Annotated in this window: 13 protein-coding genes and 1 pseudogene; 6 read left to right on the top strand and 8 right to left on the bottom strand. The window is 39.8% G+C overall.

Translation table 11 applies throughout. The features are described from left to right. Positions 1–615: 615 nt before the first annotated feature. The 6 genes and pseudogenes from LKF16_RS07040 to LKF16_RS07060 form a co-directional block, all read right to left on the bottom strand. Complete coding sequence (locus tag LKF16_RS07040; protein WP_291469987.1) at positions 616–1,950, bottom strand: DHA2 family efflux MFS transporter permease subunit; 1,335 nt, start codon at positions 1,948–1,950, stop codon at positions 616–618. A 62-nt stretch (positions 1,951–2,012) separates the two neighbouring features. Then, complete coding sequence (locus tag LKF16_RS07045; RefSeq protein WP_291711065.1) at positions 2,013–2,387, bottom strand: LmrA/YxaF family transcription factor; 375 nt, start codon at positions 2,385–2,387, stop codon at positions 2,013–2,015. 45 nt (positions 2,388–2,432) lie between these two features. Beyond that, positions 2,433–2,600: pseudogene (locus LKF16_RS13090) on the bottom strand (TetR/AcrR family transcriptional regulator); the annotation flags it as partial. Positions 2,601–2,768: 168 nt separating this feature from the next. After that, positions 2,769–3,701 carry a hypothetical protein gene (locus LKF16_RS07050; protein WP_291469989.1) on the bottom strand — a complete coding sequence of 311 codons (933 nt, stop codon included), beginning with the start codon at positions 3,699–3,701 and terminating at the stop codon, positions 2,769–2,771. A 226-nt stretch (positions 3,702–3,927) separates the two neighbouring features. Next, entirely contained in the window at positions 3,928–4,395 is a 468-nt protein-coding gene (locus LKF16_RS07055; protein WP_291469990.1) for a hypothetical protein, read from the bottom strand. A 107-nt stretch (positions 4,396–4,502) separates the two neighbouring features. Next, the gene (locus LKF16_RS07060) at positions 4,503–5,639 is read right to left on the bottom strand and encodes a glycerate kinase (RefSeq protein ID WP_291469992.1); all 1,137 of its coding nucleotides are present in this window, start codon (positions 5,637–5,639) and stop codon (positions 4,503–4,505) included. Between the two features lie 114 nt (positions 5,640–5,753). On the opposite strand from LKF16_RS07060, the gene LKF16_RS07065 reads away from it, so the two are divergent. After that, a complete protein-coding gene (locus LKF16_RS07065) occupies positions 5,754–6,599 on the top strand; it encodes an aldo/keto reductase (protein WP_434735163.1) in 846 nt (281 codons plus the stop codon). Between the two features lie 52 nt (positions 6,600–6,651). Here LKF16_RS07065 and LKF16_RS07070 read toward each other — a convergent pair whose 3' ends face one another. Beyond that, positions 6,652–7,218, bottom strand: coding sequence for a hypothetical protein (locus LKF16_RS07070; RefSeq protein WP_291469994.1), 567 nt, complete (start codon positions 7,216–7,218; stop codon positions 6,652–6,654). Positions 7,219–7,328: 110 nt separating this feature from the next. Continuing rightward, on the bottom strand, positions 7,329–7,931 hold the full coding sequence (locus LKF16_RS07075; protein ID WP_291469996.1) for a hypothetical protein: 603 nt from the start codon (positions 7,929–7,931) through the stop codon (positions 7,329–7,331). 395 nt (positions 7,932–8,326) lie between these two features. Here LKF16_RS07075 and LKF16_RS07080 point away from each other — a divergent pair, with 395 nt between their 5' ends. The 5 genes from LKF16_RS07080 to LKF16_RS07100 all read left to right on the top strand — a co-directional run bounded on the left by LKF16_RS07080 (position 8,327) and on the right by LKF16_RS07100 (position 15,167). Further along, positions 8,327–9,760 (top strand): amino acid permease, encoded by a 1,434-nt coding sequence (locus LKF16_RS07080; RefSeq protein ID WP_291469998.1) that lies wholly within the window; start codon positions 8,327–8,329, stop codon positions 9,758–9,760. 525 nt (positions 9,761–10,285) lie between these two features. After that, positions 10,286–11,347: an ABC transporter substrate-binding protein gene (locus LKF16_RS07085; RefSeq protein WP_291470000.1), complete on the top strand. Its 1,062-nt coding sequence runs from the start codon at positions 10,286–10,288 to the stop codon at positions 11,345–11,347. Positions 11,348–11,408: 61 nt separating this feature from the next. After that, entirely contained in the window at positions 11,409–13,070 is a 1,662-nt protein-coding gene (locus LKF16_RS07090; protein WP_291470002.1) for an ABC transporter permease, read from the top strand. Further along, positions 13,030–13,968 carry an ABC transporter ATP-binding protein gene (locus LKF16_RS07095; protein WP_291470004.1) on the top strand — a complete coding sequence of 313 codons (939 nt, stop codon included), beginning with the start codon at positions 13,030–13,032 and terminating at the stop codon, positions 13,966–13,968. The genes LKF16_RS07090 and LKF16_RS07095 overlap by 41 nt, the downstream gene beginning before the upstream one ends. After that, positions 13,968–15,167 (top strand): glycosyltransferase family 4 protein, encoded by a 1,200-nt coding sequence (locus LKF16_RS07100; RefSeq protein WP_291470006.1) that lies wholly within the window; start codon positions 13,968–13,970, stop codon positions 15,165–15,167. Before LKF16_RS07095 ends, LKF16_RS07100 begins: the two co-directional genes overlap by 1 nt. Position 15,168 lies beyond the last annotated feature (1 nt).

The raw sequence follows: 15,168 nt of genomic DNA on the forward strand, positions 1-15,168 counted from the left end.
TTTATGTGTTTGTAATTCAAGACCTCCTTTTTCCAGATGATATGTTTCTTCTGCTGTATAAGACTGTGGTTAGTCGGTTCACTCCGATTTGCGGGTGCTCGTTGGGCCTTCGCCCAACATCGCCTATGATATGTGGTCATCCGGAGTATTTCGGTATCATTTGATTTTGGTGGTTCTCTTTTGCTTAGAAAGTTTGGCTAATGTCTTTGCTCTTTTGTATAAGAAATGCTAATAACTACTGTTGGCATAACGGTGTTATACTTTGGTTGAACCAAAAAGGGAGGACATCTTTTGATGTCCTCCTGATAACCCGCCAAGGCGGTGGCGTGAACTCTGAATTTATCGTCGTCCAAACAGCCAAAGTTTCAGACGATTATTTTTTTCGATCAGATTTAAGTATCAATACTACTAATATTGCAAAAGCTATCATTAGCATTAATGCTTAATACACAGACATCCTGCCTCCTCGGAGACTACACGAATTCACCAACTTACTCATAGGCATCATCTCAATTTCATGAGAGTCCACCGCTGTCTTAACCTGTTACTATATTCAAATTACGCAAAAACTCGACTATTGGTTTAGTCGAGCTTTTTTAATATGTGACTGCTTGTTTAACTTTTTCTTAGATAAAGCCAACCGATGACTCCAATGATCAGTGTAATAACTAGGGTAAACGCCATTGCCAAATGGAATCCTGATACGAAAACAACTGTTAAGCTTGATATTGCAATCATGATCGTATTGAACAGCGAACCGCCAATTTGTCGTAAAGCATTGTTCAACGCCGTTCCAAAGCTGATATTGTCTCCTTCTAATTCTTTCAATGATTCTGTGATTGTTGTCGACATTAAAAATGAAACTCCTATTAAACGTATCATGTATGCAACAACTAATAGCCACAAAGCGGTTTTTTGGTTGAAAAACATAAATGGAATCGACGAAACTACTGTTATGATTACACCTATTATAAAAGGTATTTTCATGCCGTGTTTATCATAATAATTACCGATAATTGGGGATAAAATTCCTAGTGCAAAAGCTCCTGGCAACATTACTAGACCAGCTATCAATGCTGTTTGATGAAATGTATTTTCAATCAATAATGGCATTAATGTTTCTGTACCCATTAACACTCCAAAAATTAATAAGGCCGAAATTGTCATCATTAGAAATGTTTTTTGTGACAATAGTTTTAGATTTAACATTGGTACTGACAATTTAAACTGTCTTCTCACAAAAATCGCTGTAACCAATAGACCCACGACCATGAATATCATCCCTGTAATAAATTCTGTAGAGATGATAGAGATACCGTACATCAAGGCACCTAGGCCTACACTTGAGGTGATAACAGAATAAAGATCAATCTTGATATCCTTCGGTTCTGTAACATTGGGTAAATAAACTATTGTTAAAATTCCTACAACTATTGTAATAGGGATTGTCAAAATAAATAAATAGCGCCAGTTCAAGGCACTAACAATTAATCCACCTAGAGTAGGTCCGATTGCTGGTGCTAAAGAAACTACTAGACTAACAAGTCCCATTACCTTGCCTCTTGCTTGACTAGGGTAAATCTCTAATAATATGATCTGCATAAAAGACATCAAAATTCCTCCAGCAGCTGCTTGTAACAAACGTGCTATCAAGATTGACACAAAAGAATTAGCAATTGCTCCAAGAATCGATCCTATCAAGAAAACCAAAACTACAGATAGAAAAACTTTTCGATTAGAAAACTTTTGATACAAATTTGCCGATAACGGAGTAATAATTCCTAAAACTAATACGTAACCTGTTGTTAACCATTGTATTGTGTTCAACCCAACGTGCAAATTGTTCATCAATACAGGTAACGCTGTTACCATCAATGTTTGATTCAATGTAGCGGTAAACGCCATTACTAAAGTTATTATCGTTACAATCATTCTTGTTTTTTTATTCATTTAATTATCCTTTCTTTGCTTATAGACCGAACGGTCTATTTTGTGGTTTAAAAAAAGGAAGCCTATTTGCTTCCGTCCAAAATATCTTTTAAACTGTCGCTGACAATTTCTAGATACTCCGTTGACTCTTTAATGATTCCTATTGTGACACTGCCTTCGATCATTGCATTAATTAATTTCGCCTTGCGATATGCCGTGTTTTTATCAAATCCGGCGGCAGTCAGTTTCTCCTCAATATGATCTTCTAACATTGAATAAGTCTTTTTAGCTAAAGATACTATCTCAGGGTCCACATCTTTTGCTTCCATCATTTCTGAAAAAAGAACACTCATCCGAACAGTGGAATAATCAGGTGTATTGACTTTATTTTTTAAATTATCAATAAACAATTTTGTAGCTGTTTCAACATCATTATCCTTAAAAAATTCATTCATCATATTATTTGCATTATCGTAGTCTCTTTGCAAAACACTCCGAACTAGCTGTAATTTACCGTCTGGGAAATAATGATAAAAAACGCCCTTAGAAACTCCAGCTCGTCGATTAATTTCCGCGATTCCGGTTTGAAAATAACCCAATCGATGAAATAATTCGGTCGCTACATCTAGAATATGTTCCTGTCTTGGTTTGATATTTATTTCTCCTTTCAGTTATTAGACTGAACGGTCTATTTATTACTTGATTAATATACAAGCTTATAAATCCATTGTCAATATCAATTATGAAATTAATCATCGAATTGCGTGCCACTTGTTGGATATCAGAGGACAAAAAAAGAGAAGTCAGTCATATCTGATTTCTCTGTAGTTTTTTAACAATTAGTATTGGTTATAATTGGTTCCGTTTTGTACGAAGCCTTCTGGCTCTCCGGCGGTTGGTCCGGCTAGATGGGCGAATGTTGCGATTACGTTGCCGCTTGAATCTAGTTCATCTCCTGCATAATTGTAGTAGGTCACTGGTCCGTCGTCCAAACCGTTATCGGTGATCTTGTAGCCGTAGCCGGTGGACTCGACTGCTACGTCGGCACCTCTTGCTGGTGATAGATTCATTGAATGTAAGTAGAGATCTCTAGCCATTTGTGCACTGGTCAAAATTTTTGCTGGTGCAGTTGGGCTGGTTGAACTGCTGGCTGAACCGCTGGCGTTAGAGCTAGTTCCAGAATTGCTGGTTGAAGTGTTGCTGTTGCCGGTTTGTCCATTTTGAACTGCCTTTGGAGCTTCTTCATTCGTAGTTGGTTTATTTTCATTGCTTGATTGCAATTCATTAGCTTGTTTAGTGTCGATGCCACTTGCAATGTCAAAAGCAAATCTAGCTAATTTATTCTTCTCATTGTAGTAAATGAAATAATTCGTCGAGTTATTCAAAGTTGACTTCTTGAGGTCGACGAACAACTTTTTAATGGTACATGTCTCGTGTGGTTTGATTACCAAAACGTCATCACGTGCTGATTTGATATCTTTTTCGTGGACGTTATAGATCTTGAATTCAGAAAGCTTGAACTTTACTTGTTTCTTGGATTCATTCTTGATTTTGACTGAAATATCATAGTCCTGGGATACTTTGTTGGCGTCAAAAACAAATTTGACTTGTTTCTTTTCGGCTTTTTCAAGATTTTGATAATATTGAACTACTGCATTCTTAGTAGCGGTAGTTTTAACTGTGTTGGTATTCTTGGTGCCGTGATTAGTATTGCTGCAACCACTTAAAACTAGTGCACTGATCAATCCGACAATAATTACGCCTTTTTTCATAATTTTGATCTCCCGAGATTCACTGACAATCTTCAAGACATCCTATATATCTATAATCTATAGTTACTATAATCAACCCTATTGTAGTTCCTTGAAAAAATTAGTAGTCAAAAACAGCTCAAAAAAATACACGTTCGAGTGAACGTGTATTGTATCGCCTAGCATTCAATTTCCTGAGATTGTCAGCAAATTCGCTGGGGTGAATGAATTTGTATGGGTTATATGCCTAAAGTTTGAAATCGTAAGTACCTAACTTGTGTTCAGGGTTCATGTAGATAATGCAGTCATTCTTGCTCTTTAATGTAGTTGATGATACATCCTTGAACAATTTCTTAACAGTGCATGTACCATGTTCCTTGACTTCCACACAATCAGTCTTTGCAGATTTGATCTTTGAACCGTCTTTATTGTAGATGCAAATGTCGCCTAAATTAAATTTAACAGCTTTATCGCTCTTGTTTTCGATCTTAGCATTAACATCGTATTTTGAGCCAACCTTAGTTGTTGTATAAGTTACATGAACTTTTGATTGTTCAGCTTTGTCTAGCTTTTGATAAAATTCAGCTGATGATTTAACTTCTGCTGCTTGTACATTGCTTGAACAGGATGCTGCTTGAGCCATTCCTGTTGTTGAAGAAATTCCTGTTAAAAATAAAGCACTAACCAAACCTACGTATACTAAATTCTTTTTCATCACCAAAATCTCCTTAGATATCGAACAACTATTTCAATACTAAAGACCTAATAAATCTTCATAATCTATCAGTGAGATTTTCATCTCGAATACTATTTTAGCTTGTATCATTTTATCAAACGACCAATATTAGCAATAATTTTTTGTATATTCTGGTCACTTTCTTTGATAGCTGTTTCGAGATCTTCAACTCCTGGCACGCAACTGAAAATAGCGTCGATTCCTAGTGGGTACAGCTCTTCTGTTCGCTCGCCCACAGTTCCAGCAATCGCAATGACTTTGGCCTCTGGGTTGACCTCTTTGACGGCTTTAGCTACGCCAATTGGAGTCTTCCCAAACTTAGTTTGAAAATCGATCTTACCCTCGCCAGTAAAAACGTAGTCGGCATCTTTGACTTGTTCTTTAAACTTGGTATATTCCAAGACGATATCGACGCCTGATTGCAATTTGGCATTGGTAAAGGCTAATAATCCCGCTCCTAAACCGCCCGCAGCACCTGCACCTGCACCTGGCGTCAATTTAACGTCGCGATTGAGATCACGTTTGATAATGTTGGCATAGTTTTCTAACGCCTTATCCAGGACTTTGACCATTCTTGGCGTAGCGCCTTTTTGCGGGCCAAAGACGTGTGATGCCCCATCTTTTCCGACTAGTGGATTCGTTACATCTGACGCAATAATGATTTTAACTTCTGATAAACTTGCATCCATATCTGAGGTATCGATCTTAGCTAGGTTGATCAATTCAGCTCCACCAAAACTTAGTTCTTTGCCATGTTTGTCGAGGAGATTTGCTCCAAGTGCCTGAGCCATACCGGCTCCACCATCGTTTGTAGCTGAACCGCCTAGTCCGATGATGATGGTTTTGGCCCCTTTATTGACCGCTGCGTTGATCAATTGACCGGTACCATAAGTTGTTGCGATATAAGGATTTTGCGTATTTTTATTGATGTATTGAATTCCGCTGGCTTCGGCCATTTCAATGACTGCGACCGAACCGTGATCGATCATTCCATAATGTGCCGTGACCAAATTTCCTAATGGGTCGATAACTTTTTCAGACAACAACTCGCCGTCTTTAGCATCGACTAACGATTGGACGGTTCCTTCTCCTCCGTCTGCCATCGGTATTTGTAAATAATTCGCATCGGGAATTACCTTTTCCAACCCACGTTGCATGGCTAATGCAGCCTCTTTAGCAGTTAATGAATTTTTAAATGAATCTGGTGCCAAAACAATTTTCATAACTCCACCTCTGTTAACTTTATTCTAATCCAATTGCATGGCTAAAAATTTGGAAATTGATAAATTAAATGATACTTTTATTCTATAAGCAACAGAAGAACTGGAGGTTCAATTTTGAAAGAAATCACATTCAATCATCGAAAAAGTTCGATCATCGGCATGGGCACTTGGCGTCTTGGCGAGGGCGACCTACTTGAAACTCAAAAGGAAATCGCTATTTTAAAATACGGCTTGCATCACGGCGTCAACGTGATCGATACTGCCGAAATGTATGGTGAAGGAAAAGCCGAAAAGGCTGTTGGAACTGCCATCAAGGGCTTCGACCGCGACAGTTTCCAAATTATTTCAAAATTTTATCCATACCACGCAACTCCAGAACTGATCAAAGATAGTCTGGAAAAAAGTCTCAAGCGTTTGCAGACTGATTATCTTGACGTTTATTTATTGCACTGGCGTGGCAATACTCCTTTAGCAGAAACCGTTCAGGGTCTTGAAGCGGTTAAAAAAGCTGGCTTGATCAAGAGCTGGGGCGTTTCTAACTTCAATACTGACGATTTGAAGGAATTGGCAGCCGTTCCTGACGGTGAAAACTGCCAAGTCAACGAAGACTTGTACAACTTAACTAGTCGAGGCGTGGAATACTCAGTACTCCCTTACCAAAAAGAACACGGCATTGATTTTGTGGGATATTCTCCCTTTGGATCCGACAACAATGAATTTCTGAAATTGAAGAATGAGCTCGGCGATGTGGCTGCTCAAAAACACATCTCAATTTTTGAATTGTTACTAGCTTGGTGCGTCAGAAATAACGATGTTTTGACGATTCCAAAAACTAGTTCAACTGACCACTTTGTTTCAAACTTGAAGGCAATCGACATTGATTTCACTCCAGATGAACTGGAATTGATCGACAAGATTTATCCAAAACCTACTAAAGAAGAACCTTTAGACACTATCTAGAATTCAAAAAAAGACTTAATTCGTGGGAATTAAGTCTTTTTGATTGGGCAAATTAGTATCCGTGCCAACCTGATTCAGGTGTGTTGGGATTATTTGGTGCGGCCATCGTCGCAAATTTTTCAATCAGTTGGCCGTTGGTGTTGTATGCATCACCATTATACTTGATGATAGTTTGAGCGTGACCGTAAGCTGATTCAGTTGGCGTTAAAACAAATCCGCCATCCACTGGTGCAGCCGTGAATGATCCTTGACCATCGCCAATTGCTAAGAAGTGCGCATAAAGAGAAATTGCATCTTCGGCAGTGTTGACCACACGATTGGCGTGATTCACTTCCGACTTAGGCTGTTCAGGCTTGGTTTGAATGATCTTTTGATCTGTATTCTTTTCTGGCTCAGCCTTGATCGGCGTATGCTTCTTAACAGATTCAGAAGGATCCTTAACTAATTCATCCGACTTCTTTGGGCCGGATTTTTTCTTGCTATCTTTTTTAGGAGTAGTCTTTTCAGATCTTGGTTTAGATTCTGTTGCACTCTCCTTTTTGTGACCGCCACAGGCAGTTAAAGAAACGATTGCTAACGCTGCGATAGCAATGATTCCCAGTTGTTTAGATTTTTTCATATCTAAGCTCCTAAATTAAAATTCGTAAGCTTAAATATATCATGGTATAAGTTAGATTCCTAGCTTTTTAGTCATCAAACATTCATTTAATTATTAATATTTGATTATAATTACTGCTTTGAAGCACCATTCCAACCATTTGGATGATAAAAAGTACTTCCAGCAAGCTTGCTGTACGATTCCATAAACTTGCCATTAACATCGTACATATCACCGTTTGGCTTGATCACATATTCTTCAGGTTGATTGGATGAAGGATCAGATGGAACAACGTGATAGCCATCTTGCTTGGCAACACCCTTGTATTGACCATTATTAGTTGAAATACCCATCGAGTGGGAAACTAAATCGGCTGCTTGATCAGCACTATTGATACGAGCTTGAATTTTTGTATTTTGTTGGGCTTTGCCTGTTTGCGTATTCGTGACATTAGCAGCTTTGGTCTTTCCATTAACCTGTGTTTGACTGCCAGTACTTTGAGCAGTGCCAGTTTGAACGTTAGCAGATTGATCAGTTTTAACGTTGTCAGCTTTTTTTGTAGAAGAATCCTTCTTATCTTTGCTTGGTTCTTTTTTCGCCGCACTCTTCTTGTTAACTTTTGCTGAAGTGTCTTTTGAATCAAGTGATTGTTTACTATTATTTCCGCAAGCCGCCAATGAAAAAACAGCTAGTGCAGAAATGGCCAAAATACTAACTTTTTTGAATTTCTTCATAACCTGTATCCCCTCAAATCAAATTTAATTGGAACACAATAAATATAGCATGTGATATAGATTACGTATAATCCTTAATTAAATTTTAGTAATATTAATTTGTTTCATTTAATCCAAGTAACGACAAAATATTTCTTCCAATTATTTTTATGAAATTTATCTCAGAATTTATATAAATATCCTGGTCATTACAGAGATACTTGTGTTCATGAATTGTGAACACTATTTTTACATTTTTCTTTTATTACTCGACATTTATTTTTTTAATTGATTTATTTATGCTTTTTCTTAATAACTTTTTGAAATCAATTTGCTAAATATAAAAAGTAGTGTAGTATGGAGTCCTAATAATACACAAGTGTTCACGATTCGTGAACACATAGGGGAGAATTACTATGGCTCAGGAATCACTCAAAAGAAGTTTAACGTCTAGACAGATGCAGATGATTGCACTCGGGGGAACCATCGGTGTCGGTCTATTTATGGGTTCTGCTTCTACCATCAAATGGACAGGCCCATCTGTTCTACTAGCATACGGACTAGCCGGACTGATTCTTTACATGGTTATGAGAGCTTTAGGAGAAATGCTCTACGTCGATCCTTCAACTGGATCATTTGCAAAATACGCCACAGAATACATCCACCCTGTGGTCGGTTATTTGACTGCCTGGAGTAATGTCTTTCAATACTTAGTAGTTGGTATTTCAGAAGTTATCGCCGTCGGAACGTATTTGGCTTTTTGGTGGCCCAACTTGCCACAATGGATCGCCGGAATCGTGGTAGTAGTCACACTCTGTATCGCTAATTTAACATCAGTTAAAGCTTACGGCGAATTGGAATTCTGGTTTGCCTTGATCAAAGTTGTTACGATCATCTTGATGATTGTTTTAGGATTATTAGTCATCGTCTTCGGTGTCGGAAATCACGGCCACCCAGTCGGGATCAGTAATCTCTGGGTCAACGGCGGCTTTTTCACAGGTGGCATTAAAGGATTTATCTTCGCACTGTCAATCGTTGTCGCCTCATATCAAGGAATCGAAGTCATCGGTATCACGGCCGGAGAGGCTGAAAACCCACAACAAAATATCGTTAAAGCCATCCGTTCCATCGTTGGTAGAATCCTAATTTTTTACATTGGAGCAATCTTCGTGATTGTTTCGATCTACCCATGGGACAAATTAGGCACCATCGGTTCCCCATTCGTAGAAACATTTGCCAAAGTCGGAATCACGACCGCAGCCATGATCATCAACTTCGTCATGTTGACAGCAGCAATGTCAGGCTGTAACTCAGGAATCTTCAGTTCCAGCAGAATGCTATACACACTAGGAATCGAGCACCACTTGCCAAAAGTATTCACAAAAGTATCGAAGCACCAAGTACCATACGTACCAGTAATAACAATCTCAGCCGGAATCTTGATCGGTTTGATCTTAAACTATTCCCTGCCAGCACTATTGCACACATCCAGCAACATCTTCGTCATCGTGTACAGTTCCAGTGTCCTACCAGGAATGGTTCCATGGTTTGTAATCTTGATCAGCCAACTACGCTTTAGAAAAATGAACCAAAACAAGATGGCAGATCACCCATTCAAGATGCCATGGTATCCAATCAGCAATTACCTATCAATCGCAGCACTATTAGTCATCCTAGTCTTCATGTTCTTAAACCCAGAAACAACAGTTTCATTAATGGTCGGAGTAGTCTTCCTAATCGTAATGACAGCAATTTACTTCATTAGAGATAGAAGGCTAAACGGAGCAACAGCCAACCAAGCCAGACAAGCAGTAGCAGATTCAGAAGATGAAACAGAAGTAGACGAATAGAGATGAAAGGTACAAGAATAGCGATAAGCGAGAGCGTAATCGCGGAGGAAAGTACTATGATGTGAGTGATGAGCGTGAGCGCAATCACGGAAAAATATAGACGAACGGAAATAGAGGAATGCAGCCAGAAATGGAAGCATTCCTTTTTGTTTGAATGTTACCAACCGACAGTCAAGACAAAGAACAGACCGCATACCCCATTCGCAAGATACTTAGAGATATTGAACTAAACCACCCTAGGTGGAGGGCGGAAATCGATGCCCGGCTCAGCCGAGACATTATTGTTGGCCGGCGATGACGCCGGCTTACAATAAGAGGCAGCTTTGAGATTTTTTCGGGCCGTGAAAAAAGCTCAAAGTGTCTCCTCAGCGTTCCAGACGAAAGGCAATCGATTTCCGTCCTCAACCGGCAGTGAACCATTACTTCAAAAAAATTTTAATGTGAAAAAATTAACATCTCATTGTAGTTTTTAATTTTTTCCGCTACACTTTAATAGTGTTTATCACAAAGGGGGAGAAATTGGGAATGAAAACAATCAAAAGATTGGGACTATTAGTTGTTTTCCTTTTAGGCTTAGTGCTAGTTACAGCATGTTCAAGCAGCACATCAAAGGACTCATCTGACAAGTCATCTACCACAAAAACAACTCAGAAGTACAAAGGCCAAACCATGAACGTAGTAGCCACTTCTGATGCATATCAACCACTGTTCGACAAGTTCAGCAAACAAACAGGGGCAAAAGTTAAAGTCTTATCAATGTCCAGTGGTGAGGTTTTAGCAAGAATGAAAGCCGACAAGAGCAAGCCAATGGCCGATCTTTGGTTCGGTGGTGGCTTAGATGCCTTCGAACAAGCTAAAACAGACAACCAACTAGAAAAATATCAATCAAGTGCAATCGACAAGATCAGCACAAAATATCGCGACAAGGATGGCTACTGGCTTTCAAAAGGTTTGACAGTCGGTGGATTTGTCGTAAATAAGAAAGTTTTGAAAGAAAAAGGTTTGCCAGTTCCAAAGAAATGGTCTGACTTAACAGACAGCAAGTATAAAGGTGAGATCATCATGAGTGATCCAGCCGTTTCCGGTACCATGTACGCAATCGTTAAAGCAATCATCGACCAAAAAGGTGAAAAAGCCGGTTGGGACTACTGGGAAAAAGTTAACAAGAACATTACCTTCTACGGTAAACGTGGAAAAGACCCACAAGAAAAAACTGCATCTGGCGAATTCGGCATCGGTATCATCCCTGTCGATAAAATGGCCTTTGATTCAGCAAAACAAAATGACCTACAAGTTATCTACCCATCAGACGGTATTCCTTGGGTACCAGAAGGTGTAGCTGTATTTAAGAATGCTCCTGGCAAGAAAGTTGCTGAAGCATTTATCGACTTCATGCTTGAACCTAAGAACATGAAAGAATTAGCTAAATTAGACGGTAAAGATACAGACCAAATCATCATGCCTGGTGTTAAAGGACTTGACCTTGGTTTGAACAAGAAAGACCTAATGAAAGAAAATCTATCGACCTTCGGTTCAGACAGAACGAAAGTTCTCAACAAATGGGCTGACATGGTTGGCGATAAATAGCATCTTTAAAAAGTCGAGATAACTTCTCGGCTTTTTTCAAATTAAGAAGGAAGGAAGCCCTATGAAAAAGAGTCATTTTGGCAGTAAATTAACTGACAAATTAGTATTTGTGATCTTGAGTTTAGGCATCCTGGTCTTCATTCTCTATCCTTACCTCAGCATCTTCGTTCAAGCACTACAAGAGCCTGGCGAAAAATTCAGCAGTTTTTTCATGCAAAATTTAGAACTGACTCAGCATTCTTTGACCGTGGCCATTTCAACCATGATCTTAACGCTGATCTTATCGATTGCCGTGACAGTTGGCTTCGTCTTCGTTTCTAAAAAATGGCAGAAAGTTATGCGTTTATTTCTACTAATAACTATGGTCTCGCCACCATTCGTGACGTCCCTTGCCTATATCACCTTGTTCGGCCGTCGAGGAATGATCACCCATGACTTATTGCATTTAATGATCAATCCTTACGGACCACAAGGGATCATCTTGATGCAGACCTTGAGTTTCACTTCGTTGAACGCACTAGTTTTGATCGGTTTGCTCAAACAACTTGAACCAAGCGTCATCAACAGTGCTCGTTCTTTGGGGGCAAAAACTGATTCGCTGATCTTGGACATTATTTTGCCAATGCTTCGGCCAGGATTGATCGTTGTCGCCTTGATCAGCTTTATCAGAAGTCTGGCTGACTTTCAGACGCCAACTATCATTGGTGGTAATTACAACATGCTGGCGAGTGAAGGATACTTTGCCGTCATCAGTATGGGCGATATCCACAAAGCAGCCTTGATCAACTTGACCTTAGCTATTCCAGCTCTGATCGGATTTTTCCTCTACATTAAATATGACCGAGCAATGACAACTCAACATCATGGAATGTCGAGCGATTCATCCCCATTCCCACTTCCTAAAAAAGGCGTTATCTACGTAATTTCATTAATACTATCAATTATTTTTTACCTAGCCTTATTGCTCCAGTACGGTTCAATCTTATTAAATGCACTGACCATTAAAGTGTTAGGTAACTACCAATTTTCACTGCAACCATTGCTGGCTTCACAAGTCTATTTAAACGATACGATCACCAGAACTATCGTCTATAGTTTGATTGCCGGCCTGCTGGGCAGTTTGATCAGTTTCTTGATCATCTACTACAGTCAAGTTAGAAATAATAAGTGGATGAAGTTTATGGAAATGGTCGGGACCTTCCCATACATCTTACCTGGGACGTTCTTTGGCCTAGGGTACTTATACGCCTTCTCGAAACCACCGCTACAAATCACCGGAACGGCAGCTATCGTTGTCATCAACGTGATCTTTAAACAAGTAGCTTTTGCGACCAAAGCGGCTAAAGCAGCCGTCAATCAAGTTGAACCGACTTATTTCAAGACCGTTCACGATTTAGGCGGTACAACCGTTAACGAATGGCATGACGTCTTTTTCCCAATGACTAAAGAAGGTTTTGCCATTACATTTTTAAATGGATTTATCAGCACCATGACGACGATCGGTTCGATCATTTTCTTGGTCCATCCAGGCGAAAACATGATGACATTAGTCATGTTCGATGTCGTTCAGCGTGGCGAATATCAAGTCGCAGCCGTCATTGCCTGCTTGATCATCTTGATCTGCATCATTATGTCGATCATCGTCTTTGGCATCATCAATCTAACTCGAAGGGACTGGCATCATGTTTTTAGAAGTCGAAAACTTAACCAAGAAGTACTCTAAAACTACCGTTTTGCATTCGCTGTCTTTCGGCGTTGAGCAAAACAAGATCCTAGTCGTCCTCGGACCTAGTGGCTGTGGAAAAAGCACACTATTATCTTGTTTGAACGGCTTTACCGACGTCGATGCCGGAACCGTCAAATTAGACCAGACCGATATCACCAACTTGACTCCAGAAGACCGCGACATCACGACAGTCTTCCAGTCATATAGCCTTTTTCCAAATATGAATGTCTTACAGAACTTAATGTACGGACTCAAATTTAAAAAAATCAAACGTGCCCAAGCTAAAGACAAGGCGCTGAAAATGCTGCACTTGTTGCAAATGGACGAATTTGCGGAATCACGGATCCAAGACCTCAGTGGTGGCCAGCAGCAACGAATCGCTTTAGGACGCAGTTTGATCGTCGAACCAAAACTGTTGTTGCTCGATGAACCATTCTCCAACTTGGATGAAAAATTACGTCTGACCATGCGTCAGGAATTACGCCGCATCCAGGAAGAACTCAACATTACCATGGTGTTCGTCACTCACGACCAGCAAGAAGCTTTTTCAATCGGCGACAGCATTTTGGTCATGGATCATGGACGGATCCAGCAAATAACTACTGGCGAAGAGCTATATTCGCATCCTAACAATTTATTCGTCTTGAAATTCATCGGCGAATCCAACTTATTAGACGACGGTCAATACATCCGCCCCGAGAACATTCAGTTGCAAAAAAACGAATCTGGATCTGGCATCATTACTGACGTTAATTTCCAAGGTTCGACTATCGATTACACAATCAAGTATCAAGAACATAACTTTCAAGTTACCTGTCTTAATCAAGGACAGCCTTTTAACATCGGCGAACACGTTGATGTTAAGTATCAAATCTCTCAACTGGAGGATGACTAATGCGTATCTTACACGTTCAGGCACAATTGCCTGCTAAGACTGGCAGTGGCGTTTACTTTTCCAACGTCATCAAAGGCTTTGAGGGTCGCGACGAACAAGCTTGTATTTACGGCCAACCCAAAGACTTTGAATATGACGTTTTGCCAAAAGACCGCCAATATCCAGTCACCTTTCCTAATGAAAAATGTCACTTCCCATTACCTGGTATGAGTGACGTTATGCCCTACGAAAGTACGATTTATGGAGAAATGACTCCAGAAATGATCGGCAACTGGCAAGATGTTTTTCGGATCAAAATTCAACAAGCCGTTGCTGAATTCAAGCCAGATGTAATTTTTTGCCATCATCTCTGGTTTCTGACTTCGTTGGTTTGCAAAGAAGTAACTGACATTCCAATTTACGTCTTCTGCCACGGAACTGATATCAGACAAGCCAACCAACATCCTGACCTTTTTGAAAAATACGTTACTAACATGGACCGTTTGACTCACGTCTTTGCCCTGAGTCATCCCGAAGTTCAAAAGTTGGTCGACTTGTATCACATCCCTGAAGACAAGATCACCGTTGTCGGCGGTGGCTATGATCCTGAAATTTTCTATCCAGCACCTAAACCGAAGAAGGATACGATCGATATCGTCTATGCTGGAAAAATTTCTGCTGCTAAAGGGACTTTTGCACTAGCTAGAACCTTTGACCGCTTGAGCCACGATTATCCCAATGTGCACTTGCACATCATCGGTAACGCTTCTGAGGAAGCCAAACGACATCTTGATTCGTACTTAGGAAACCCACAAATTTTGTTGTACAACGTTCTCAGTCAGAGAGAACTAGCAGACCAATATCGCAAGTCTGACATTTTCGTCTTGCCATCATATTACGAAGGACTAGGGTTAGTCGCCATTGAAGCTTTAGGCTGCGACTTACGAGCGGTTGTGACAAACATCCCAGCCTTAAAAGAACAGTTAGGAGATACCGTCAACGACAGTGGCTACATCAGCTATGTTGACCTACCAAGACTAGTCAACCAAGATGAACCGTTAGAAGAAGACCTCCCAGCATTTTACGACCGTTTAGATCACGCCTTACGAGAACAAATTGAAGGTGCTATGAACAAACCTGATTTCCCAGAAGATTTACAGAAGTCAGTTCTAACCAATAGTTGGCCTCAATTGATCAAGCGAATTGAAAAAATAATTTAAT

It is taken from the genome of Companilactobacillus sp., assembly GCF_022484265.1.
In the GTDB taxonomy this organism is placed as follows: Bacteria; Bacillota; Bacilli; order Lactobacillales; family Lactobacillaceae; genus Companilactobacillus.